Origin of the sequence: Tumebacillus permanentifrigoris (genome assembly GCF_003148565.1) — a bacterium.
GTDB lineage: Bacteria > Bacillota > Bacilli > Tumebacillales > Tumebacillaceae > Tumebacillus > Tumebacillus permanentifrigoris.
The window spans coordinates 26,454-50,334 of sequence record NZ_QGGL01000013.1 but is presented as its reverse complement, the minus strand read 5'-3'; the positions used below and the strand labels follow the sequence as shown (position 1 = coordinate 50,334).

Genomic DNA, 23,881 nt, shown 5'->3' with positions numbered 1-23,881 from the left:
AACACCCGATGCCTCGGGTGTTTTTCATTTTTCAGGAGGTTGATGATGGACGATCACTATCGCGTAGAGCACGATTCTTTTGGCGAGATCAAAGTCCCTGCCGACAAACTCTGGGGCGCGCAAACGCAACGCAGTCGTGAGAATTTCCCGATTGGGACGGAGCGGATGCCGATTGATGTGATCCGCGCCTTTGCTATTTTAAAGCGCTGTACTGCGCTCACCAATCGCAAGCTCGGGAAACTGGGCCCGGAAAAAGCGGACGTGATCGTCCGCGTCGCTGACGAAATTCTCGCCGGCCAGTGGGATGACCACTTCCCGCTCGTCGTCTGGCAGACCGGCAGTGGCACCCAGTCGAACATGAACGTCAACGAAGTGATCGCCAATCGGGGCAATCAACTGTTGGAGCAGGCTGGGAGTGCAGTTCGTCTCCATCCGAACGATGATGTCAACATGTCGCAGAGTTCCAATGATACCTTCCCCACCGCGCTCCACATCGCCGGGGTGTTGGCGGTAGAGGACCACCTCTTGCCTGCGCTCACCACACTGAAAGCGACCTTCGGGGAAAAAGTGGAGCGGTTCGCGCAGATCATCAAAATCGGCCGTACTCATCTGCAAGATGCGACCCCTTTGACATTGGGTCAGGAGATCAGTGGGTGGCATCATATGTTGGAGAAAAGTGAGCAGATGATTCGGGTCAGTGTCGACACGATGCGCGAACTTGCCATCGGCGGGACGGCTGTTGGAACAGGGCTCAATGCACCGACCGGGTTTGGCGAGGCTGCGGCGGCGGAGATCAGCGCTTTTTTGCAAAAGCCCTTCACGTCGGCGGCGAATAAGTTTCATGCGCTGACCAGCCATGACCAAGTGGTATTTGCGCATGGTGCGCTCAAAGCGCTCGCTGCCGATCTGATGAAGATCGCCAATGACGTCCGTTGGCTCGCCAGCGGCCCACGCAGCGGAATCGGTGAGATCACGATCCCCGAGAACGAGCCAGGCAGTTCGATCATGCCGGGCAAGGTCAATCCCACGCAGAGTGAGGCGTTGACGATGGTCGTCACGCAGGTGATGGGCAACGATGCGACGATCGGGTTTGCCGCGAGTCAGGGGAATTTTGAGTTGAATGTTTTTAAGCCGGTAATCGTGTATAATTTCCTGCAATCGGTGCGGTTGCTGGGGGATTCTATGCAAGCCTTTAATGATAACTGTGCTGTTGGGATTGAGCCGAATCTGGAGAAGATCGAGCATAATCTACATAATTCGCTGATGCTAGTGACCGCGTTGAACCCACACATCGGCTATGAAAATGCGGCGAAGATCGCGAAGATGGCGCATAAGGAAGGGATTACGCTGAAGGAGGCCGCTCTTAGAAGCGGGCTACTGACGGAGGCGCAGTTTGATGAGTATGTGAAGGCGGAGAGGATGATTGGGAGGGAGTGAGGGGTTGGGTTGAGTGAGTAGAGAGTGACGTATGGCTCTGGTGTTTTGGGTTCAGTACGGTGAGCCTTATCATATTAGTAACGGCGAAACTAGAATACAGCCCGATATTTCCCAGAATAGTGGTATGATGAGCATGAGGAAGGATTCGAATGGAGTTATATTTAGATGCAAGGAAGCAGAATCAACCGGACACATTCGCACCACCTAACCACGTCATGGCCACTCCCTCTGGTCGATTAAGGTGTTGGGGCATCGTGATCGTACAAACGATATGCGCAACTTACTTCAGCCAAACTTGAATATGAGGTACACATAAGGAGATAAAACTATGGCAGAAAACAAATTACTAAGAATGGACAATGTCGGCATCGTTGTAGAGTCCCTTGATGACGCAATCTCTTTCTTCGAGGAGATTGGCTTGAAGCTCGAAGGGCGAGCCACTGTCGAAGGTGAATGGGCTGGTCGCGTAACCGGACTGGGTTCTCAGTGCGTAGAGATTGCTATGATGGTTACCCCAGATGGCTACAGCCGACTTGAACTTTCGCGATTTCTCAACCCAGCTACTAGTTCAGATCACCGGACTGCTCCTGTAAACGCTCTCGGTTATCTACGCGTAATGTTCACCGTTGAAGACCTTGACGAAATGGTATCCAGACTCACTAAATATGGTGCTCAGCTCGTTGGCGAAGTGGTTCAGTACGAGGACTCGTATCGGCTCTGCTACATTCGTGGAACCGAAGGACTTCTAATCGGTTTGGCGGAACAACTGGGTAATAAATAGAAACGGAAAAAATCACCGACTATCTGGTCGTCGAGTACTTCGACGGCCTTTTTGCACATAATTTATGGCTTAATCATAACCTTGGATCGATCTAAAAGGTTGGCTTTTATGTACCGCGGCACATAGCTCCGTTACGCTGAGCCTTATCCTAAATGAGTGTGAAATGAAGGAGAGACCTCGCCACGTATACCATTCGAGCTTGTGTTGCGACGTTGTAGCAAGATCACTGGGAATAAAGGGTGGTCCTCATATGCACTACCCATAGGGGGGGATCTCGTTTCTCCTCTAGACTCATTTGAATTGATCAGTTGTTGCACGATCTGGTATTATTTATTTGGTAACTTATTGATGAAGAATGCAACGTCAGAAGCACACAAAGAAGAGGAGCTAGATTATGAAACTTCTACTTACATCTGCAGGCATCAAAAACAAAAGCATACATGACGCGTTGGTTGACATGCTGGACAAACCGATTGCCGAGTGTAGCGCCCTCTGCATACCCACTGCGATCTACGCAAGTCCTGGTGGTGCAGACAAGGCTTGGAGGTTCCTCAATGGAACAGCCACAACACCGATGTGTGAGCTGGGCTGGAAGTCCCTGGGGCTGCTGGAGCTCACCGCTTTGCCCAGCATCGATCAAGAGCTTTGGGTTCCTATGGTCAAGGAGACTGACGTTCTACTCGTAAATGGCGGTGACCCGTTGTATCTGAGTTACTGGATGCGGCAGTCCGGACTGGCAGACCTCTTGCCGTCGCTGCGTGCAGTCTATGTGGGATTGAGTGCTGGGAGCATGGTGATGGCACCTAACATCGGGGAAGACTTCGTTGGCTGGACTCCACCCAACGGTGGAGATGAAACGCTGGGTCTGGTCGACTTTGCCATGTTCCCGCATCTGGATCACGAGATGCTGCCGGAAAACACGATGGCTCATGCGGAGAGATGGGCAGCCGGGATGCCGGGACCGGCGTATGCAATTGATGATCAAACCGCCATCAAAGTGATCGATGGAGTGGTCGAAGTTGTATCCGAAGGGCATTGGAAACTGTTTACGCCATGATCTTACTATGCTGCTAGCAATGCAACTATTGCTTCGAAAATGCATCGAAGTAAGCCTCCTGTCCTTTCCCAAACAGGAGGCTTTTTTGCGAAGCGGTAGTCTGTGTGCTATTACACCGATTGACATACGGTTACTTCGTCCTCGTTGGGGCAGAACAGTACTGGCAATCTCTCTGATCTTGGTAGGGAGCCAGCTGTTTGCTGGCTCCTTTCCCACTTAGAGCGAAACGGTGAACCGTACCACAAGTAGCACATATATTGGGAACAAAGAAGCATCGAAGACGAGTTTAATGTCTTTGATGCTTCTTTGTTTTGGGGTGGTGGATGGGGGCGTGATTTGATGAGGACGCCGGAAATACGATAATTATTTATTGCAAAACGATAAATCACTGTGTTAGTATCAAAGTGCGAATAACTGATGGAGGTGCTTGGTATGAAACGTGAAACACTTTTTTTAAAGGTAGCTGTTATTCTTATGGGTATTCCTGTTCTTGCTTTGTGTATATTTTTTGTACCTGCCATCTCAAATTTTATGGCAGAATTATATCCTGAGACAGCTTATCTACACGATCTTCTTAGGATCGGGTTGTATGCAGCGGCGATACCGTTTTACATTGCTTTGTATCAAACCTTTAAACTACTAGTCCATATTGATCAAAACAAGTCTTTCTCGGAATTGTCTTTAAAATCCTTAAAGAATATAAAATACTGTGCCACTGCAATCAGTATTTTGTATGTACTCAACATGCCACTGTTTTACCTCATGGCGAAGCGGGTCGACCCGCCAATTATCATGCCCATCGGATATGGGGTGATTTTTGCCGCACTTGTGATTGCAGTCTTTGCTGCTGTTCTTCAAAAGCTAGTAAAACATGCCATAGATATAAAATCAGAAAATGATTTAACGGTCTGAGGTGAATAACATGGCAATACTTATCCATATTGATGTGATGCTGGCGAAAAGGAAAATGAGCGTAACCGAACTTTCGGAGAGGGTTGGAATCACAATGGCTAACCTTTCTATATTGAAAAATGGAAAGGCAAAAGCAATTAGGCTTTCAACCTTAGAGGCCATTTGCAAAGCATTAGAATGCCAGCCCGGGGATATTTTAGAGTACAAAATTGAAGAGTGACAAAGACACCATTTATTGAGAATGGTGTCTTTTCACATCTGGTGGAGATCCAATCATGATCCGCACCTTCCGATCAAACACAAGGTGGAGGTGGGCTTTGAATAACCCCCCGACCCTGTGTCAGGATGTGGTAGAATGGTGGACAGAATCAGGTATGATAACGCTAAAAAAGGAAGTGTTTTTCAATGGATTTAGAAATGGTTATGCAGGAGCTCGAAGCTCTAGGCAAGGAACGAACTAAGAAAATTTACATATCCAATGGCGCTCACGAACCGCTTTTTGGCGTGGCTACAGGAGAAATGAAGCCCCTCGCCAAGAAAATTAAATACAACCAACCTTTGGCTGAGCAGCTTTACAGCACAGGGAACTACGACGCCATGTACTTTGCCGGAATAATCGCAGACCCAAAAGCAATGACTGTAGCGGATTTCGAGCGTTGGATGGATGCGGCTTATTTTTATATGCTGTCCGATTTTGTAGTTGCAGTAACTTTGGCAGAAACAGATATTGCACAAGAAGTTGCCGATACATGGATCGCAAGCGGCGAAGAACTGAGAATGTCTGCGGGCTGGAATTGTTACTGCTGGCTTTTGGGTAATCGCCCGGACAGTGAATTTGACGAAAGCAAACTTGCCACTATGCTGGAAATTGTGGAAAGTACGATTCATGATTCTCCCGAACGAACGAAATACGCTATGAATAATTTTATTTACACAGTGGGCGTCTCCTATTTGCCGCTCCATGATAAGGCGGTCGAGACCGCAAAGGCAGTTGGCCCAGTAGAAGTCAAACGGGACAAGAAAAAAAGCAGTTTCCTACTCGCTTCCGAAGTTATTCAAAATGCAGTAGATAAAGGGCGACTGGGTTTCAAACGCAAAAATGTAAGGTGTTAAACTATTGCGATGAACCAATACATGAAAAAGCAGACCCCTTTGCGCCAGATGAGCGTTGAAGAGGGTCTGTTTTTGGATGTTTGCGCACGTTCTACTACCGGACGGAGGACGCTTCGATCTGCTCGCGTAGGAATGCTTCCTCTTTATTCGTATCGAGGAGGAGGCGGAAGACCATTTTCCAGCGGCTTTTGTTTTTATCGAGGATGTACTGGTTTCCGATGTCGCGCAGTTGCTCCAGCAACACCAGCTTTTGGCGCGGATTTTTTTCCGCATGGTAAGCTTGTAACGCTTTGTCCACGAGGATGACGGTTTTACGCTGAGCCGCGTTGTTCGAATACTGCAACCATTCTTCGTTCGACATCAGATACGACTTGTTCGGACCCTCTCGACGTGCCGACATCGACGTGTTGATTCGTTCCACGACCTTCGGAACATCGCTCTGATCCTCCGCAGACGGTCTGAGTTTTTCGCTGATCTTCGCCAAGGTCGGTGCGTTGAGCTCCGGCGCTGCGGACATTTTGTCGTGTGCCGTGCGATACAGTGATTTGTACGGTTGGTCGCCTTTGCCTTCGTCGTGTTTGCGTTTGGCCATCTCCTTGACGAGATCGTCCTCTGGCAGTTTGACCTGACCTGGGATCGCACCGCCCAAGGTCGTATCATCCGCACCGCTACGCGGCGTCGTTACTTCGTCTGTCAACTTGCCTTTGCTTTCCCGGACGCTTCCCGCCATGCGGTAGCTGCCGAGCGTCCAGTTGCCCAAATTCTTGCGGACAACCTCTTTTTTGTAGAACAGGAATGCGACCAAGTCGATGACAAAGTCCAGCTTGGCTTTCAATTCCGCTTCCAGCTCGTAGCGGAAGACCACCGGATTGCTCGGGTCCTGCTCCACCATCTTGGTATCCGGGTTGAGTTTGACTTTCCCTTCAATCGCCGCGCGCGTTGCGGCGGAAAGCGTCGCGGTCGCTTGCAGATAGGCGCGCAGAGCCAGCAAGATCTCATGACCCAACTTCACCCCAGCGCCGATGGAGAAGCTCAATTCGGCTTCCAACTCTGCCATCGCTTTGATGTTGTATACGGACGCTTGAGCGATCGACTTGTCGCGCTCGATCAAACCGGCTGCCTTCGCGGAGATGCCGCCTCCGATGCCCACTTCCATAAACAGCGAGATCGGTGTGGGGGAAATCGGCAGGGTTGCCCCGACTTTGATCGGCCAGAATCCGCTATCGGACGGGAATTTGAACTGCCCGGCGATGGCGGCTTTTTCCTTTTCCTGATCGAGCAGACCTTGTACGGCACCGCCAAACAGGGAGATTTTCATCACTTTGCTCGGGCCGACCCATTTTTCATACTCGCCGACGTTGACTTTGCCGTCGCGAATCGTGATGTTCTTCGCTTTGAGATGAACTTGTGCCAGCTCACTCAGCCCACCGCCACCGGAGATCGCATCGAAGCCCATGGATTTTTTCAAGCCTTCTTTGTCCCCGCCGATCTCGTCTACATCTTTGGCGGCGACTTTGTCTTTGCCGCCTCCGAGCACGACTTCCGCTTCGGCGATCGACATCGTGCCATCCGGATTGAGATCGACTTTGGTAGCTGCGAAGGTAAACTTCCCGATCGTGAAGGTGAGTTCGTCGATCTCCCCTTCTAGCTTGCGGTTGGTATCGTAGCGCAAATGTTTGATCGAGCCATAGCCTTGGAACATCTTGTAGTCCAGTCGCACGTTCGCATCGTCCACTTGGGCATACAGGAGGTTTTCATAACCGATGGCGGCGTGACCGTTGATCGTCAAGCCCGTCAGCGGCGACCAGTCTTTGACGGTGACGCCCCCTTGGATTTTGTCGATTTTCTTGTCTTTGGAGATCTGAATCTCATCCAAGGTTGGTTTGAACGGCATGCCATACGGCGTCAAGTCGTACATCGCATTCACGATGCGCAGGTATTCGCGTGTGACGAGCGCCTGCTGGACGGTGAAGTTCTCGCCCGCTTTGAAGTTGGTGATGTCGAGCTGGCGGAAGGCACCGTCCTTCTCCAGTTGGAGCTGGGCGGCCGCTTGAAGCGTCGTATCAAAGGGCGCGGGCAGGTTGAGCTGAATGTTGCCAGCACCAAACTGGTAGCCTTCGCCTTTTTGGTATCCTCCGGAGATCTTGTCGAGTTCCAAGAGCGAGCCGACTTTGAATTTGGCGACGCTGACGACCAGCGAGTCCAATCCCCGGTTGCCGACGGTAAGCTCTTCCAAGACCAAATTCTCCATGTCAAAGATCAGGAAGTTGGAACGCCCGATGATCAGCTTGTTTCGAAGCGTCATGTCGATGGCGAACGAGAGATCCCAGCCCAAGCGAGCATGAATCTCGTCCACCGTGTATTCTTGACCGAAGAGTCGGATCGTGACTTTGGACTTGGCGTCCAGACCTCCCAACTCTTTTTGGTTGTCATCCGTTTTGCTGCGCACGATGGAGAGATCTTGCATCTCCAGCTTGATCACTTTGAGATCGAGGCTCGTCCCACTGGGTGTCTGTTCGGCTTGCGCGTCTTCCTGAGCACCCTGTTCGGGCGCTGCTTCGTCGGAGATGAGACCGAGGCGTCTCTTCATATAGTCGCCTACGCGCACCATCACGCTGGCTTTGTCCAAAAATTGCTCGGCAATTTTGAGGTACTTGATGACAGATTGCATCATCACCGTGCCTTCCGCATCGTCGGCAGCATTGGCTTCAAAGCTGGGTAGCATCTTCATCGGTGCGTAGCTGGACAGGAAGTTGTCGACTTTGTACAAGACAACCCCCATGACAAACTTCAGACCTGCGCGAACGTTGGGACCTAAGTCACTCCAGAAATTCGTGACTTTCGTGAAGGCGTTGAGGCAGGCTCCCATGTACTTCAACAACGTATCCAGATTGGGGATTGCGCTGGCCAGCAAGGCATCCGCGAGGAGCATGAAGCTATCGATGACTTTGATGGCCACTGATTTCCCGACTTCGGGCAGGATTTTATTCGTAAAGATGTCTTTGAGCACCTGTGTACCGAAATTGCTGACTTGGGCTTCCTCCTCGTCACCATCGCGTTGCACGACTGGGGAGGCGAGCACGGTGATCGGGGTTGGGTCAACAGATTGGTCTTTTTTCAATTGCTTGGCAGTCGCCTGATTCTTCAACATCTGAGTGACGGCGCGATTGCCAACCGTCTTTTGCAGTTGCATCAGTTGGGCAGCCGAATAGGAACTTTCACCACGACGGGTGGAAGCGCGATCCGTCCCACCGCCAACAATCGGGGTTGAGTTCGTAGTCTGCGTGCTAGGCGCTTGAACGGGTGGCTGGAACATCTTCGTCATCACTCATTTCCGCACAGTATTCTTCATTTATTATAACATAAATGTCATGTAAATTCGATTGATACGAAGTTTTCATCCGCTTGACAGATACAGGTATAAATCAGGTGAATGGACAGCGGGCAAAATCAACAGAATAGCAATCGAGAAGAAACCCAAACGAATGTTTGGTGGTAAAATCAGGACGAGAACGATTCAAAACTAATAAGAAGTGGAAGGTGTATGGAAAATGGCGAAACATGCAACGTATTTGAATACAGAGGACGCACGCGCACAAGCAGAGTTTTATGTATCTGCACTGGGTGGCGAGATTCTTCACGTGATGACCTTTGGGGATGCTCCCGACTCGAACGAAGAAATCAAAGATAAAGTCATGCACTTGAGCCTGATGGCGGCTGGCGTGAACTTCATGATGTCCGATAGCTTCGAACCGGTCAACTACGGTACCACCATCTCCCAATGCATGGAGTTCAAGACCCCGGAAGAAGCGCGCACCGCATTCGATAACCTCGCAGCTGGCGGCACTGTGGTACAACCATTGGAAATGCAGTTCTGGGGTGCCATGTTCGGGCAACTCGTCGATAAATTCGGCGTGCAATGGAGCATCGTCACGGAACATGCGGCGAACCCGTCCTAATCGATTTCCATCCTCAAGACCTTCGGTGCTCGATCGAGCACCGAAGGTCTTTTTCTATGGATTCAACCTGCAAGAACTTCCAATACTCAGTTGATTTTGTTAAAATTAAAATCTGTTGTAATCTTGGAAACGCACGAAATAGGTTGAAGTAGGAGGACTGTGTCGCCATGGTATCGGAACGATATCCGGAGATCGACGAAGTGATCGCATATATTCATCAGCACCTCAATGAACCGTTTTCCCTCGCTGAACTAGCGGCGCTGGTCTCGTACAGCCCCTATCATTTTACGCGCATCTTTAAGGAGACGATTGGTCTCCCCCCTCAATATTACGTTTCCTCGCACCGCTTGCAAAAAGCGAAAGATCTCTTGCTCCACACCGATTTGAGCATTCGCGAAGTCGGGTTGGAGATCGGGCAGCAGAGCCTTGGTACGTTTACAACCCGCTTCACGCAACGGGTGGGTGTGACGCCTGCGGCGTTTCGGCAATCGCGTGTGCAGGTCGACGAGCACTTGAACTCGTTGCAACAACTGCCCGATTGGTCGTCGTTGCGCCCAGTCATCGAGCAAGACGCTCGCATCGCCGGAACCATCCAAGCGGCTGTGCCGTTTGATGGGCTCATTCTGCTTGGGTTGTTCGCTCGACCGATTCCCGAGGGGCTACCGCTCTACGGCACGCTTTTGTCCTCGTTGGGCGAGTTTTGTCTGACCGGCGTCAAGCCGGGAATCTATTACCTGATGGCGACGTCCGTCTCGTGGAACATGCATGCCAACGACATCTTGCTTCCGCAAGCGACCCTGCGCACGCGCACCCGAGTGCCGATTCACGTCCAACCGTACACCGCCGTTCCGTTTCAACACGTGACGCTTCTTCCGCCAAGCCCAGACGATCCGCCGATTCTGATCTCGCTTCCGCTGTTGATGAAGAATTTTTTGAGTCAGGCGACTTGAAGCAACTCGTGCAAAGTCTATCAGCGACCAGGTGGTTTTTTCTGTCTCATGGTATTGATTCCGATTCTATGCTTTACAGAAATCGTCGAATAGAAAGACATGTGTCGATTTTGCTGGATGCCGTTCGTCGTCTTATTATAGAAGTAAGAAAAAAAACAGTCGAACGATTTTGAGGAGGATGTAAAATGAAATTTCTATGTATGGGTTACTTCGATCCTAAGAAAATGAATGCCCGCCCCAAGGAAGAGATCGATGCGGTCATGCGTGAATGTCAGCCTCACCTCGAGGAATTTTACAAGAGCGGCCAAGTGCTCATCGATGCCGGCCTTGACCTAGAGACCAAATCCATACGGCGGGTGAATGGGAAGGTAGCGGTGATCGACGGTCCTTTCGTCGAAACCAAGGAGATGATAGGTAGCGCGTTCCTCATAGAAGCACAGGATATGGAAGAAGCGATTCGGGTGGCCTCCCTGCATCCGACCACGCAAGTGGGTGCGGGCGAGCAGCTCGGCTGGGGCATTGAGATCCGCCCGATCCATTACTTTGAGCAGAAAAAGTAAAGGGTCTGCTTCGATGTGATCGTCTAACCGCCGCAAGGGGGGCGTTTTTTATGGAACGATGGGATGTCACGATCATTGACGGCGGCCACATGTTTGGCGAAACAAGGGCTTTTGAATAACCCTTCCTGGCCTCGTGTCATGGAGCATGGAATAAGTATGAAATTAGAAAAGACCTCACAACGTATACCATCGGCTGTGAGGTCTTTTTCTGTTTGTGGCGTCATTGCTTACTTACGGTTAAAAATGCCCTTCCCAGTTTCCATACTGATAGGCAGTGATGAATGTTGGTGTATGATGTTCCAAGATTCATTTTCTTTTCGTAAAACGAAAGTGAATCTTTCTGTCATTTGGCGAAGTTTCTCTCCGGATTCGTTGTACGCAGCGAATGTAACATTGCAACGAACAAAAGCGAGATTCGAATTTTCCTCTATTACTACCTCATCAAAATCTACTTTGACTAAGGCACCCTCCTCATCTAAACCATGAAACCATTCCTTCGTAAATTTCCTCCATTGGGCAATGCCGACACACTCCCAGTCATTCCAACAATCATATATATGGAGGTCAGAAGCGTATGAGGATACATACCTCTCAACATCTTTCTCATATACGGCAGATTTGTAATTTTCCAAAACTTCCTGAACTTCATGAAAACCAACACTCATAGATACATCTCCTTTGTCATTTCTAGCTACATCACGAGAGGAGGGAAATTACTCAACCCAAGAAACTTTTCAATCTTAATCGCTTCCTACCTTTATCACCACAAGAAAGTTTAACCCTAAATTACTGCGCTCCACGTAACGATACTGTACTATGATAAAATAGGGTCGTCAACTTCACTCCCAGTGCTCCCTTGCTCAACTAGAGCGATACGATGATATTGAGAAGTTGTCATAGCATGTGGTAGAATAAATTCAAATGAAACGCGTAGAATAAAAAGTGACCGCAGGTGGTGGTACACCTACGGTCGTTTGCACAACTGATACCCATCAAGGGTGTCGGCTCAATGTTTAGCTAGAAATAGATCTCCTAGGCCGTCCAAGCTCAAGGGAGGTCTATTTCTTTTTTAGTAGGTTGAGTATGCCAAGAATTATTGTCAACATGCCGAAGATAATCGCAGCTACCAGAGAATCAAATGCAATCATCACCGTCAATGTCTGAAATTCCGTCATAGAGGACGCATTTACAAATAGACAATACTATTTTATAATATAAAATCAAGCCATTTCCCCCGCTACAGGAGGTTTAAACATGCAAGTATTGATTGACCAGATGGGTACATCAAAAGTAGCCATCGTGGAAAGCTCTGACATCGTCATCAGCGATGTTCAAGGGGCACTAGATTTGATGGCTTCCGTTAGGTATACCTATGGATGCGAGAAGATATTGCTCAACAAGTCCAATCTGGCGGAGGATTTCTTCGAGTTAAAAACCAGACTTGCGGGGGAGATCCTGCAAAAATATACGAATTACAAGGTCAGACTCGCTGTTGTTGGAGATTTTGATGAGTATGATAGCAAGAGTTTGCAGGATTTCATCTACGAGTCTAATAAAGGCAAGCAAGTATTCTTCTTGAAAGATAAACAAGCTGCACTTCATGCCCTACATAGTATCGCGTAGTCACAGTAATAAAGTAAGATTTCCAAGAACAGGAGGTGTACGACGTGCCAAAACACGACGTTCAATCAAATACCCATGAACCGGAAAGTGACCTCCCCACCGAATTAGCAAAACCGGCAATACGGGCACTCACGCAGGCAGGTTACTTGCGGCTGGAGCAATTCACCCAGCTACGCGAGGCAGAGATCCTACAATTGCATGGGATGGGACCCAAAGCGTTGGATCAACTCCGTCGCGCTCTCGCCGCGAAGGGGCTTTCGTTTGCGGACTGATGCTCTCGTAGCACCCCCTAGTAGCAAAAAAGAGGACGCCCCACCCGGAGCGTCCTCTTTTCCCTACTTCCGCAAAAACGCCAAGGCTTCCTCATACGTGCCCCACTGCGTCTCCACCGTGTTCCCGGAGTTTTGCTTCACTTGATCCAACTGCGACTTCGCCAACCGTGAATCGAGCACCACGGCCGCACGCTTCATGCCTTTTTCCAAAAGCAGCTTCTGGTGTGCTGCAAACGGCTCTTGTGCCTCTGGCAACACCACTTGCATGGTGCGGGTGTCCACGAGCACATCAAACGGCTGGTTGCCAAGCGACGCGACCGCCTGCAACATCCCTTCATTGACTTCGCGGACGATGGAGTTCGTGATCACACCCGACCACACCAACTCGATGATCCGCTGGTCCGCATCGATCACCTTCACCGACCAGCAACCCGTGCTCTCCGTCTCAAACTGCCGCACGATCTCGCGCAACTCCTCCGACATGCGGCTGAGCGCTTCCGTGGAGGTCGCAATCTCTTCCATCGAAGCCAGTTGTTCCTCCGCAGCCGCTGAGACATTCTGCGCACTCGTGGAGGACTCTTCGGCAACCGCCATCACCTGATCAATCGAATCGACAACCAACAACGTCCCACTTGCCATGCGTTGCGAGTACTCGGTCACTTGGTCGATTTTCTCCTGGACGTGCAGAATGGCAGTTTGAATCTCTGCAAACGCTTGCCCCGCTTCGGAGACGATCTGGATGCCATGTGCAACTTCGCTTGTCGCGTGCTCCATCGTGAGGCCCGCCTGCGCGGTCTCCGTTTGGATTTTGCCAATCACTTGACCGATGTGTTCCGCCGAGACCGAAGACTGCTCGGCCAGCTTGCGCACCTCGTCGGCCACCACTGCGAATCCTCGACCATGCTCCCCCGCTCGTGCCGCTTCAATCGCGGCGTTGAGCGCGAGGAGGTTGGTCTGGTTGGCGATCGTCGTGATCGTCTGGGTCAACTCACCGATTTCGTTTGAACTGGTGCCGAGATGCTGGATCATCTCCGCCAACTGACCGACGCTCGTGTTGATCGACTCCATCTGGTGCATCGCTACGCCGACGGTGGCAGTCCCGTTGTCCGCTTTGTACAGAGCATCGCGGGTCGAATCCGACACATGCTTGGCGTATTCGGCAATTTTCTCAGCGCCTTGCGCCAGTTGCCGCACGATTTCCGAGGAGGACGAGACGCTCTGGATCTGCTTTTCCGTACCGGCCGCCACTTCCATGATGTTCGAGGTGATGTGATGGCTGGCTTGACTGGTCTGATCCGCACTCTGTGCAAGCTGGTGCGCCGAGTCGAACAGCGAGTCCGCGCTGGCTTTTACGCTGGCGGTGAGGGTCTTCAATTTGCCGGTCATGGTGTTGAAATCGACGGCGAGCTTGCCGAGGTCATCCTGACTGCTCACTTGAATCTCTTCGATGTCTAAGTCTCCCGTCGAGACGCGACGCACTTGTTCTCCGAGGTGGCGAATCGGCTTGGTGATCCTGTACGCGAACAGATAGGCGAGCGCGCCCCCCACGACCAGCGTCGCCCCGAGGGTTATCAAGAGCATGCTGGTCGCTTGCTCTCCATCTAAACTGTATACGGATGTTCCGATTGCAAGGTTCTGTAGAAGTAGTAGCAACAGACAAAAAAGAAAGAATTTAATTTTAATGCTCATGCAAAAAAGCTCCCTCTGTGGAAGTCCACATTTTAGTCTCAACTACCTCTAGATTTTACACGCATTGACTTCTCACTACAATAGAGGAGCTCCGCGTAAAAAACGAGCCACCTCCATTACTGGATGTGGCTCTTGCCCTTGTACCACGAGAGTTTCACCAACAACCACGGCACCAGCATCGTGGCGGTGAACCCGACCAGCGCGTAGCAGAGCAGGTCGGAGTAGCCGGTTGCGGGCAACGCCGCTTTTCCCACCATCCGCACGGCAAAGACCACGCCGAGCCCGACGAGGCTTGGCACGATACGCTGCGTCCAGCGCTTGGGCAGCTCCATGCCGACGTGTTTGCACTCGACGACATACCCGACCCACCCGCCGAGCAGGAACCCAGCGAGCTTCATCCCGTCGGTTTCGTGATAGCCGGCGAGCAGGGCCAGCGGCACCAACAGTCCGAGCCCGAGTTTCAGGTTGTGCGACAGACGCGCGACGAACTTCGCGTCCGCCCAGACCAACGCGCTGGCAAACAGCAAGCCGAACACCAACCCGCCCAGCACATCAATTGGCCAGTGTACACCCAAGTAGAGGCGAGAGAACATGATGCTCAGGATGAGCAGGCCCGCCAGCGCGACGAACCACATCTTCCTCGACACCGCCGCGAGATAGCCCCAGTAGGTCGCGGAGCCTTGGGAGTGACCGCTTGGAAACGACAGGCCCGGCGCCGAGGAGGTGTACAGGTTGCGAACGCCCTCGACCCCGATCGGGCGCGGGGCTTGAAAAAGGAACTTCAACCAAGCATTCACGAACATCGAAAGTGCCAACACGATGGCTAGTCGCACACCCAGCCGCTTGTTAACCGCGTAATAAATCAGCGGCACCGTCGCGATGTAAAACTCCTCGTCCCCGACGAACGAAAAGCCGATCATCAACTTGTCCAGCCACGGTGTCGCAATCGATTGAATCGCTTGTAGGATCTCAATCTGTGTCATGTGCTGTCCCCCTAGCCCGTCAACGTCTGTTCATCTCATCCTATGTGGACGGGCGGGTGGGTAGACTTAGAGGACTTCAAACACCGGCACGGTAAAGCAGGCGAGGTTCTCCGGCAACGCATCCAGCGAAAACCATTGCACATCACGAAGCGCATCGGGTTCCCGATTCTGCACGGTGCCACCGACGATGCGCACCACGTAGAGGATCGACACCCAATGCTCCTCCGTCTCTGGAGAGACCGTCTCCGCGGTGCAGAGCAAACGGTCGATCTCTACATCGAGATTGACCTCCTCCTTGATTTCGCGGATCACCGCTTGCTCCAGCGTTTCGTAGGGCTCGACCTTGCCACCGGGGATGCTCCACGTACCCGCTTCCGGGTGGCGATTGCGCAGGACCAGCAAGATCCGACGGTCGTCGTCGAGGATCACAGCCCCGACGCCGATGCGCGGGAGGATGGGTTGTTGAGTAGAGGTTGTCATTTTCATCTCGCTCCTAAAAGATACCGAATTAGATTCTGCTCTCATCATAACAAAAGAGCCAATGATCTGCCGAGACCTACGCAATTGCAAGGGTGTCCCTTGGTCTGTACTTCTTTTTTCCAGCTTCATAAGGTACACTAGTAGGAACCAGTTTTGAAGAGAATAGGTGATCAAACAGATGATTCTCGTGCAAGCGAATGACATACGCAAAGCTTATGGTACTGATGTCATCCTCGATGGGACGTCGATCGTCGTCCAAGACCGCGAACGCGTCGGGCTGATCGGTGTCAACGGGGCTGGCAAGTCCACCCTCTTGAAGATCATCGCCGGGGAGATGACGCACGACTCCGGCACCGTCCACATCGGCCGCGAAACCACCGTCGGCTACCTCGCCCAGCACTCGCAGATCGATTCCGAAGCGACGATCTGGGATGAGATGGTCTCCGTCTACGCCGACATCAAACAACTCGAATCCAAGATGCGTGAACTTGAGCAAAAAATGGCCGAGCCATCCGTCTATGAAAACGAAAAGCTGTTCCAACAGCACTCCGAACAGTATGCGCGGCTCACCCAAGAGTTTACCGACCAAAACGGCTATGCTGTCGATGCCAAAGTCCGCTCGATCCTGCACGGTCTCGACTTCCCGGAACCGATGCACGGACGGCTCGTCAACTCGCTCTCCGGTGGGCAGAAAACCCGCCTGCTGCTCGGCAAACACCTGCTGACCCAGCCGAACTTGCTGATCCTCGACGAGCCGACCAACTATCTCGACATCCGCACCTTGACCTGGCTCGAAGATTATCTGAAAAACTACCCTGGTGCGCTGCTGATGGTCTCGCATGACCGCTACTTCCTCGACTCGCTGATCACGGTGATCTACGAGATGGAGCGCGGGCGCACCCGTCGTTGGAAGGGCAACTACTCCGACTTCCTCGACCAAAAAGCGGCTGATCTCGAACAGCACATGAAACGCTTCGACCAACAACAGGCAGAGATCGCCAAGCTGGAGGACTTCATCCAGCGCAACATCGCCCGCGCCACCACGACCAAGCGCGCCCAATCGCGCCGCAAGCTGCTGGACAAAATCGACCGCATCGACCGTCCGATGCTCTCCACCGAGCAAGCGCACTTCTCGTTCAACATCGACCGTCAGTCGGGCAACGAAGTTCTGACCGTCGACAACGTCGCGCTCGGGTATGGGGAAAAAGTGCTGTCCCGCAACATCTCGCTCAATGTCTACCGCGGCGAACGCATCGCACTGATCGGGCCGAACGGGATCGGCAAGACCACCCTGCTCAAAGCGATCAATCAAAAACTCGACCCGCTCGCCGGTCGCCTCAAACTCGGCACCAACGTCTCCGTCGGGTACTTCACCCAGCAACAGGAAGACCTCACCGCATCGAAATCGATCCTCAACGAAGTCTGGGATGCGTTCCCGAATCTCGACCTGACCCGTGTGCGCACGGTGCTCGGCAACTTCCTGTTCTCTGGCGATGATGTGACCAAGCCGATCTCCTCGCTCTCCGGCGGTGAACGCAGCCGGGTCGCGCTGGCGAAGCTGATGCTCCAGAACGCCAACTTCCTGATCCTCGACGAGCCGACCAACCATCTCGACCTGTTGAGCAAGGAAGTCTTGGAGAACGCGCTGGACAACTATCCGGGCACGTTGCTGTTCATCTCGCATGACCGCTACTTCGTCAACCGCCTCGCCACCCGCGTGGTCGAATTGTCGGAGGACGGCGTGGCTTCGTACCTCGGCAACTACGATGACTTTGTGGAAAAAGTCGAGGAACTCGCCGCGGAAAAGCGCGAGCAAGAAGCTCTGCTCGCCGCGTCCACAAAAGCCAAAAACAGCGCGACCGATGCCCCGCTCGACGACGCCCAAGCCCGCCGCCAAGCGGACAAGGAACAGAAGCGGATCGAGAAAAAACGCCTCGAACGCCTCGCCAAAGTCGAGGCGCGCATCGCGGAGTTGGAAGAGTTGATGGCAGCGATTGAAGCCGACCTCTGCCTCCCCGAAGTCTTCTCCGACCACGAGCTCGCCGCCCGCAAAAACGACGAGCTACTCACCGCGAAAACCGAACTCGACGCGCTCCTCGAGGAGTGGGCCGAGTTGGAAGCAGCGGGTGAATAGAATAGCAGTACGCCTTGCGAATCGACCGCTTCTCGATCTTCCATCGAGGAGCGGTCGTTTTTCCGAATTTCCAAAATTGGTACTTGCGAAGGAGACGTTCATCATGCAACTCGTGGAACAGATTAGCCCGCATGTCTGGATCTTGCCTGCGGAACACAAATCAGACCGACCGATTCTGGCGGCCATCGTCGGGTCGCGGCGGACGCTGTTGATGGATGCGGGGAACTCGCCCGCGCATGCGCGGCTTTTTCAAGAGCAATTGCAGGCTCGTGGTGTGCGCTTGCCCGATCTGCTGGTGTTGACGCATTGGCACTGGGATCATTCCTTTGGCATGTCCGAATGGAACCTCCCTGCGGTCGCTCATCAGCAAACGGTGGACGCCTTGCGCAAGCTCGTGGGGTTGGACTGGTCCGCTCTGGAGTCAACGCTCCAAGCGTTGACTCGACAAGGGATGGCAAGCGCTGAAACCCTCCAGCACATGCAGGAGGAATACGGAGCAGATCGCAACATTCAGGTGGTGGTTCCAGATCTGATCTTCGCGCACTCGCTGCATTTCGATCTAGGCGATGTCACCTGCGAGATTCGACATGTCGGAGGCGACCATACGAGTGATTCGTGCTTCCTCTATGTGAAGGAGGACAAAGTCCTGTTTTTAGGAGACTCGTTGGGTCCATCTGTGTATGGCGGGCCGCGCACGTACACCGCGAACCACTTCCTGCGCCTGCTGGAATCGATCTATGAGTACGATGCCGATCTGATCGTGGAATCGCATGGCCAGCCGCTGGCGTTGACGGCGTTTCGCGAGGATTTGAACGAGTGGGAACAGCTAGCACGACTGGTCGAGCAGTTTGGGCGAGATCGGGAGCGCATCGTCGCGGGACTGCAAGGGCTGACACAGGTCCATGATCTGACCCAAGCGGTAGACTGGTACATGGCTGGACTCGAAAAAAAACCACGCAACCTGTAGGTTGCGTGGTTTTTTTACTTCTGAAGTTTGACTCGCTTGATGAAGAAGGCGAGCACCAGCGCGATCATCGCGAATCCAGTTGCGTACAAGAAGGCGTCGTTGATGCCTTGGATCGTCGAGAGTTTCATCGCGTTACCGTAGAGCATCTGGGTGGCGACCGTCTGTCCCGCAGAGGCCGGAAGTCCCGTGCTCGCGGCGAGGCCTTGGCCGAGCGCACTCATTTTTTGTGCCAACAACGGGTTGGCGGTGGTCACTTCGTTGGTGAAACTTGCCATGTGGAACGTGGCGCGGTTGGTCATGATCGTGACGAGCAACGCCGTGCCGAGCGATCCGGCGACTTGTCGGGCAGTGTTTCCGGTCGCGGTGCCGTGGGCGTGCAGGTGGCGTGGCAATTGGTTCATCCCCGCCGTCTGAATCGGCATCATCATGAACGACATCCCGAACATCCGCAGGCAATACAGCACGAGTATGGTGTTGTACGTCGTGTCTGAGGTCAATTTGGTGAATTCATACGTGGTCGCGACGGTGATGATCAATCCGATGACCGCCAGTGCGCGCGCTCCGAACTTGTCGAAGATCGCACCGGAAACCGGCATCATGATCCCCATCAGAATCGCGCCTGGCAACATCAGCAACCCTGCTTGGAGCGGGGTGAAGCCTCGGATGTTTTGCAGGTAGATCGGCAGCAGGATCATCGCGGCAAACATCGCCATGTTGATCAGCGACGAGATGATCGTCGTCAGCGTGAACACGTCAAACTTGAACACGCGCAGGTTGAGCATCGGTTGTTCGGTGGTCAGTTCGCGCCAGACGAACAGCACCAACGAGATGGTGCCGATGATCAGCGTGGACAGCACGGGGAAGGACGTCCATCCATCCGAACCCGCTTCGGAGAACCCGTACAGCACACCGCCGAAGCCCACGGTGGAAAACAGGAAGCCGAGGAAGTCGAACTTCGGGCGCGAGGTCTTGGTGATGTTGCGCATCCAAGCGGCGGCCAGACCCAAGTCCAGCAACCCGATCGGGATGACGATCCAGAACAGGATGCGCCACGTGTAGTTCTGGACGATGTAACCGGACAGCGTCGGCCCAATCGCTGGAGCGAAGATCATGGCGATGCCCATCAGGCCCATCGCTTTCCCGCGTTTTTCCGGCGGGAAAACGGTCAGGAACACGGTCATCATCAGCGGCATGATGATCCCAGCACCCGATGCCTGCACGAGACGGCCAAACAGCATGATCCCGAAGTTTGGCGAGATCGCACAGATGATCGCGCCGAGCGTGAACAAGAACATGGCGGCGAGGAACAGCTTGCGCGCCCCATAGCGCTCGATCAGATAAGCGGTGATCGGGATCAGCACGCCGCTGACCAGCATGTATCCGGTGACCAACCACTGGACGACGTTCGCCGACACGTTGAGGTCGTTCATCATGTGCGGCAGCGCAACGTTGATCAGCGTCTGGTTGAGGATCGCGACGAAGGCGCCGAGCAACAGCACGGTCAGCAGGCGTCCGACGTGAACATCATTATGTTTCGAGGCTGCCGAGGTCTCCGGCTTCACTTCAGGACTTACTTCCGGTTCGGCCTCCCCGACGATGTTCGCGTGGATCGAGGTAGGAACCGGAACTTCCTCTTTTGGCGCGGCGGATACATTTTCCTCCACCGCTTCGATGAAGTCTTCGGTCAGCTCCGGGATCGGTTCGTAGCTGTCGTCAGTCTTGAGTTCCTCCACGGGAGGTTGGCGGAGCACGGTCACCGCAGGGGCTTCCGGCTCGACGGCTGGTTTTTTCGAGCGCATCATCCTGTTCGCCACGACCAGCACGAGCAACGAGAGGACGATGTACCCGATCACGTAGGCGGTGTTCATTCCCTCACCGCCTCTACTTGTGGATGCGGACGGTTACGTTCATGCCCGGTGCGAGGTCGAGACCTTTGTAGCCGTCCAGAGCGATCGTGACCGGCAGCACTTGCGTTACTTTGGTGTAGTTGCCCGTGGTATTCGAGGTCGGCAACAGCGAGAACGTATTTGCCGTCGCGAGGCCGATTTTTTCCACATGGCCTTTCAAGGTCGTGCCCGGATATGCGTCCATGTAGACGTCTACGTCTTGGTTGACTTTTACATCGTTGATATCGGTTTCCTTGACGTTCGCGGTGACCCATAGGTGGTCGAGGTCAAACGAGTACGCCAACGGCATGCCCGCCCCGACAAAGGCGTTTTTCACCGCGCTCTGTTGCACGAGCGTCACGTCTTGCGGTGCGGTCACGTCGACATCGATCGGTTTGCCGCCCGGGCCGTTCGGAACTTCCACGACGCCGACGCGGTCACCCGCTGCGTAGTGCTTGCCAACCTCGCCGTTCCAATCGACGAGTTTACCAGCCGCTGCTGAAGCGATGGAAACGGACTGCCCATCGATTTTGGCGTTATCTGTGCTCAAGTAGGTGGTGGATTGATTATAGAAGTAATACCCGGCAAAACCGCCACCGACAAGTACCACTAACAACAGTACGTTGACGATGACCAAACGACGAATGCTATTCATTGCTCTGGTTCCCCTTCCTCTATGGTCAGTAATTTGATATAGGCCTGATGCAGTCGCAACAGTTCCTGGGTGTCCTGCTCCGAAAGTCGATTCTCACCGGTCAGACGTCGGTAGATGGTGGACTGTGGTCCGAAAGCGATCTCCAATTTCCCGCGCCCCGCCTCCGTCAGATGCAACACCAGCGCCCGTCGATCTTGGGTGGAACGGTCGCGCTCGATCAACCCTGCCTTGGCCAGACGGTCGACCACACCGCTCATCGTGCTCGGAGTCAATTGCATCCCTTCGGCCAGTTCGCTGAGCGTGAGGCTCTCGTGTTGCGACAATTTCCGCATCACCATCAACTGCAAAGTCGTCACACCCACGGCCTCCGCGTCCAGTTGCACCAAGCGGTAGTACGCGCGCTTCAGTTCACGAAACGAGGCGATGATCTCGGTGATGTCGTCCATAGCAGCCCCTTCCTCCCAGATCAGAAACGTTCGCAGGTCAGAATCTTACGGACTCAAATCATTCGCATACGAATCATTCGGTATAGAAAACATTATAGGCGCCTGACAGCAGATGTCAACCCACCACGGACACTTTTGGCTGTTTTTACGTTCCCCGTTGCCGACCAGCGCCATGCGTTGTAAAAAAAGACCTGCCCCGTGCGGTCAGGTCTTTTTTCCTAATAGGTTCGGTAGGTTAGGCCTCTTGTGCAGTTGTGTTCGGGAACATCACATCGGAAACGCTTACATCGATCAAGGCAGGTCCGGGCAGTGACATCGCCTGTTGGAGCACGCTGTCGAGATCAACAGTGTCCGTCACACGGAAACCCGCCACTCCGCACGCTTCGGCAACTTTGACAAAGTCGGGGTTGGTCAGGTCGGAGCCCAGCTCCGTGTGCTGACCGACTTTTTGCCGATCGGTCTCCATCTGGAGGTGTCCGTTGTTCACGACGACCACGGTGATCGGCAGTGCGTATCGTGCTGCTGTGGAGAGGTCTGCCAAGCTCATGCCGAGGCACCCGTCACCGACCAGTGCTACGACTTGGCGGTTTGGTGCGCTCAACTGCGCGGCCATCGCCGCCGGGAGTCCAAAGCCCATGCTGCGCCATGTGCCGGAAAACAGCACGTCCTGCTGCTGCCCACGGAACTGGCGGTTGAACCACACGGTGTGGTCTCCGGTGTCCACGCACAGCACGGCGTCCGGCTGGACGGTACGCTCAAGGGCGCGGATCAGACGGGCGGGGTGGATCGGTGTTCCTTCCATAGAAGCTTCCTGCTCCAGCTCCGCGTACCACTTCTGGCGCGCTTGTTGGATCTGGCTAAGCCACTGTTGATTTGGCTGGTGGCCTTGGAGTTGCTGGGCCAGTGCCGGGAGGATCACTTTCGTATCCCCGACCAGACCGAGTTCTACGTTGAATTTGGTCCCGATGTTGGTCGCCGCATAGTCGACTTGGACGATGCGGACGTTTTCGGGAACATAGTCCTGCGGCCACCACGTGTCGCCGGCGAGCAGCACAACGTCCGCTTGCTTGAGCAGTTCGGATGCGTAGGGACTGCCCCCTTTGCCGATGCCGCCGAGCAGATGCGGGTTGCTCTCGTCGATCATGCCCTTGGCACCGAGCGAGAGGATCAGACCTGCGCCGAGCGCTTCACAGATGTGTACGACATCCTGTGCGGCTGCGCGGGCGCCGACGCCTGCGACGACGACCGGCTTTTGTGCGGATTGGAGCAGTTGTGCCACTTGTTGAATGTCTGCGGGATTGACTTGCATCGTGCCGCGCATCAAGTGCGGCTGTGTGCGGATCGGCGTCGACTGTTGCTGGGTGAACAGATCCTTCGGCACGGAAACGTGTGTGACGGCCCCTTGTTCCAAGGAAGTGTGGATCGCTTTGGCAAAGACCTCGACTGTTGCGTCCGGCGAGGTCAGGAGCGCGGAGTAGGCGGCGAGCGGCGCGATGAACACTTGTTGGTCGAGGTATTGCTTGGTGTCGGTGCCGATTTGTGGGGTTGGCACTTGGCCGGTGATCGCGAGCACGGGCGCTTTGTCTTGGTAAGCGTCACCGAGGCCGTTGAGCAGATTCGCCATCCCTGGGCCGCTGGTGGCGAGGCAGACGCCGAGTTTGCCGGTCAGTTTCGCTTCGGCAGACGCCATAAACGCGGCGGTCGACTCATGCTTGACCGCGATGAATTGCAGCCCTGACCCATTGATCGCGTCCAAAAAGTCGAGGAACGTATCACCCACGACGCCATAGATGCGGGACACACCCCAAGCCTGCAATTGTTGCACGATCGTGTGTGCGACCGTCATCGTCTGTTGCGTCGGTTTTGTTTGTTGTGGGTTCATTGAAGAAAAGCCCTCCCTACCTGAATCAAAAGTCACGGTTAGGATGACCTTGAAATAGGTGTTACATACCGTGCTCAATTCTGCTTTTTCTGGTA

At 53.5% G+C, this 23,881-nt stretch carries 22 protein-coding genes; 13 read left to right on the top strand and 9 right to left on the bottom strand.

Annotation, left to right across the window (positions count from 1 at the left end):
* The first annotated feature begins 45 nt into the window (after positions 1 to 45).
* The 6 genes from fumC to C7459_RS15000 all read left to right on the top strand — a co-directional run bounded on the left by fumC (position 46) and on the right by C7459_RS15000 (position 5,300).
* On the top strand, positions 46 to 1,437 hold the full coding sequence (gene fumC, locus C7459_RS15025) for a class II fumarate hydratase (RefSeq protein ID WP_109690125.1): 1,392 nt from the start codon (positions 46 to 48) through the stop codon (positions 1,435 to 1,437).
* Between the two features lie 328 nt (positions 1,438 to 1,765).
* Positions 1,766 to 2,218 carry a VOC family protein gene (locus tag C7459_RS15020; protein WP_109690124.1) on the top strand — a complete coding sequence of 151 codons (453 nt, stop codon included), beginning with the start codon at positions 1,766 to 1,768 and terminating at the stop codon, positions 2,216 to 2,218.
* Between the two features lie 394 nt (positions 2,219 to 2,612).
* Positions 2,613 to 3,275, top strand: coding sequence for a Type 1 glutamine amidotransferase-like domain-containing protein (locus C7459_RS15015; protein WP_109690123.1), 663 nt, complete (start codon positions 2,613 to 2,615; stop codon positions 3,273 to 3,275).
* 432 nt (positions 3,276 to 3,707) lie between these two features.
* The gene (locus C7459_RS15010; protein WP_109690122.1) at positions 3,708 to 4,187 is read left to right on the top strand and encodes a DUF2975 domain-containing protein; all 480 of its coding nucleotides are present in this window, start codon (positions 3,708 to 3,710) and stop codon (positions 4,185 to 4,187) included.
* Between the two features lie 10 nt (positions 4,188 to 4,197).
* The gene (locus C7459_RS15005) at positions 4,198 to 4,407 is read left to right on the top strand and encodes a helix-turn-helix domain-containing protein (RefSeq protein WP_109690121.1); all 210 of its coding nucleotides are present in this window, start codon (positions 4,198 to 4,200) and stop codon (positions 4,405 to 4,407) included.
* 185 nt (positions 4,408 to 4,592) lie between these two features.
* A complete protein-coding gene (locus C7459_RS15000) occupies positions 4,593 to 5,300 on the top strand; it encodes a DNA alkylation repair protein (RefSeq protein ID WP_109690120.1) in 708 nt (235 codons plus the stop codon).
* Between the two features lie 94 nt (positions 5,301 to 5,394).
* Here the strand turns inward: C7459_RS15000 and C7459_RS14995 are convergent, their stop codons facing one another.
* Complete coding sequence (locus C7459_RS14995) at positions 5,395 to 8,625, bottom strand: hypothetical protein (protein WP_146201013.1); 3,231 nt, start codon at positions 8,623 to 8,625, stop codon at positions 5,395 to 5,397.
* 226 nt (positions 8,626 to 8,851) lie between these two features.
* Here C7459_RS14995 and C7459_RS14990 point away from each other — a divergent pair, with 226 nt between their 5' ends.
* The 3 genes from C7459_RS14990 to C7459_RS14980 all read left to right on the top strand — a co-directional run bounded on the left by C7459_RS14990 (position 8,852) and on the right by C7459_RS14980 (position 10,769).
* Positions 8,852 to 9,259, top strand: a complete 408-nt coding sequence (locus C7459_RS14990) for a VOC family protein (RefSeq protein WP_109690118.1) — start codon at positions 8,852 to 8,854, stop codon at positions 9,257 to 9,259.
* A 167-nt stretch (positions 9,260 to 9,426) separates the two neighbouring features.
* Positions 9,427 to 10,209 carry a helix-turn-helix domain-containing protein gene (locus tag C7459_RS14985; RefSeq protein ID WP_109690117.1) on the top strand — a complete coding sequence of 261 codons (783 nt, stop codon included), beginning with the start codon at positions 9,427 to 9,429 and terminating at the stop codon, positions 10,207 to 10,209.
* 185 nt (positions 10,210 to 10,394) lie between these two features.
* Positions 10,395 to 10,769 (top strand): YciI family protein, encoded by a 375-nt coding sequence (locus tag C7459_RS14980; protein WP_109690116.1) that lies wholly within the window; start codon positions 10,395 to 10,397, stop codon positions 10,767 to 10,769.
* A 227-nt stretch (positions 10,770 to 10,996) separates the two neighbouring features.
* On the opposite strand, the gene C7459_RS14975 is transcribed toward C7459_RS14980, so the two are convergent.
* Positions 10,997 to 11,434 carry a YybH family protein gene (locus C7459_RS14975; protein ID WP_109690115.1) on the bottom strand — a complete coding sequence of 146 codons (438 nt, stop codon included), beginning with the start codon at positions 11,432 to 11,434 and terminating at the stop codon, positions 10,997 to 10,999.
* Between the two features lie 589 nt (positions 11,435 to 12,023).
* Here C7459_RS14975 and C7459_RS14970 point away from each other — a divergent pair.
* Together C7459_RS14970 and C7459_RS14965 are read left to right on the top strand one after the other, a co-directional pair.
* Positions 12,024 to 12,392 carry a DUF4180 domain-containing protein gene (locus C7459_RS14970; RefSeq protein WP_109690114.1) on the top strand — a complete coding sequence of 123 codons (369 nt, stop codon included), beginning with the start codon at positions 12,024 to 12,026 and terminating at the stop codon, positions 12,390 to 12,392.
* Between the two features lie 44 nt (positions 12,393 to 12,436).
* On the top strand, positions 12,437 to 12,664 hold the full coding sequence (locus C7459_RS14965; protein WP_211320402.1) for a helix-hairpin-helix domain-containing protein: 228 nt from the start codon (positions 12,437 to 12,439) through the stop codon (positions 12,662 to 12,664).
* Positions 12,665 to 12,727: 63 nt separating this feature from the next.
* On the opposite strand, the gene C7459_RS14960 is transcribed toward C7459_RS14965, so the two are convergent.
* The 3 genes from C7459_RS14960 to C7459_RS14950 all read right to left on the bottom strand — a co-directional run bounded on the left by C7459_RS14960 (position 12,728) and on the right by C7459_RS14950 (position 15,816).
* Positions 12,728 to 14,245: a methyl-accepting chemotaxis protein gene (locus C7459_RS14960; RefSeq protein WP_170119483.1), complete on the bottom strand. Its 1,518-nt coding sequence runs from the start codon at positions 14,243 to 14,245 to the stop codon at positions 12,728 to 12,730.
* 224 nt (positions 14,246 to 14,469) lie between these two features.
* Positions 14,470 to 15,336, bottom strand: a complete 867-nt coding sequence (locus tag C7459_RS14955; protein ID WP_109690111.1) for a phosphatase PAP2 family protein — start codon at positions 15,334 to 15,336, stop codon at positions 14,470 to 14,472.
* 66 nt (positions 15,337 to 15,402) lie between these two features.
* Positions 15,403 to 15,816, bottom strand: coding sequence for an NUDIX domain-containing protein (locus C7459_RS14950; RefSeq protein ID WP_109690110.1), 414 nt, complete (start codon positions 15,814 to 15,816; stop codon positions 15,403 to 15,405).
* A 178-nt stretch (positions 15,817 to 15,994) separates the two neighbouring features.
* Here C7459_RS14950 and C7459_RS14945 point away from each other — a divergent pair, with 178 nt between their 5' ends.
* On the top strand, positions 15,995 to 17,950 hold the full coding sequence (locus C7459_RS14945) for an ABC-F family ATP-binding cassette domain-containing protein (protein WP_109690109.1): 1,956 nt from the start codon (positions 15,995 to 15,997) through the stop codon (positions 17,948 to 17,950).
* 103 nt (positions 17,951 to 18,053) lie between these two features.
* Complete coding sequence (locus C7459_RS14940; RefSeq protein WP_109690108.1) at positions 18,054 to 18,917, top strand: MBL fold metallo-hydrolase; 864 nt, start codon at positions 18,054 to 18,056, stop codon at positions 18,915 to 18,917.
* Between the two features lie 14 nt (positions 18,918 to 18,931).
* Here C7459_RS14940 and C7459_RS14935 read toward each other — a convergent pair whose 3' ends face one another.
* The 4 genes from C7459_RS14935 to C7459_RS14920 all read right to left on the bottom strand — a co-directional run bounded on the left by C7459_RS14935 (position 18,932) and on the right by C7459_RS14920 (position 23,786).
* On the bottom strand, positions 18,932 to 20,785 hold the full coding sequence (locus C7459_RS14935) for a DHA2 family efflux MFS transporter permease subunit (RefSeq protein WP_211320401.1): 1,854 nt from the start codon (positions 20,783 to 20,785) through the stop codon (positions 18,932 to 18,934).
* A 13-nt stretch (positions 20,786 to 20,798) separates the two neighbouring features.
* On the bottom strand, positions 20,799 to 21,458 hold the full coding sequence (locus C7459_RS14930; protein WP_109690107.1) for an HlyD family secretion protein: 660 nt from the start codon (positions 21,456 to 21,458) through the stop codon (positions 20,799 to 20,801).
* A complete protein-coding gene (locus C7459_RS14925; RefSeq protein WP_109690106.1) occupies positions 21,455 to 21,904 on the bottom strand; it encodes a MarR family winged helix-turn-helix transcriptional regulator in 450 nt (149 codons plus the stop codon). Before C7459_RS14925 ends, C7459_RS14930 begins: the two co-directional genes overlap by 4 nt.
* A 235-nt stretch (positions 21,905 to 22,139) precedes the next feature.
* Positions 22,140 to 23,786 carry a thiamine pyrophosphate-binding protein gene (locus C7459_RS14920; RefSeq protein WP_245884564.1) on the bottom strand — a complete coding sequence of 549 codons (1,647 nt, stop codon included), beginning with the start codon at positions 23,784 to 23,786 and terminating at the stop codon, positions 22,140 to 22,142.
* Between the last annotated feature and the right edge of the window lie 95 nt (positions 23,787 to 23,881).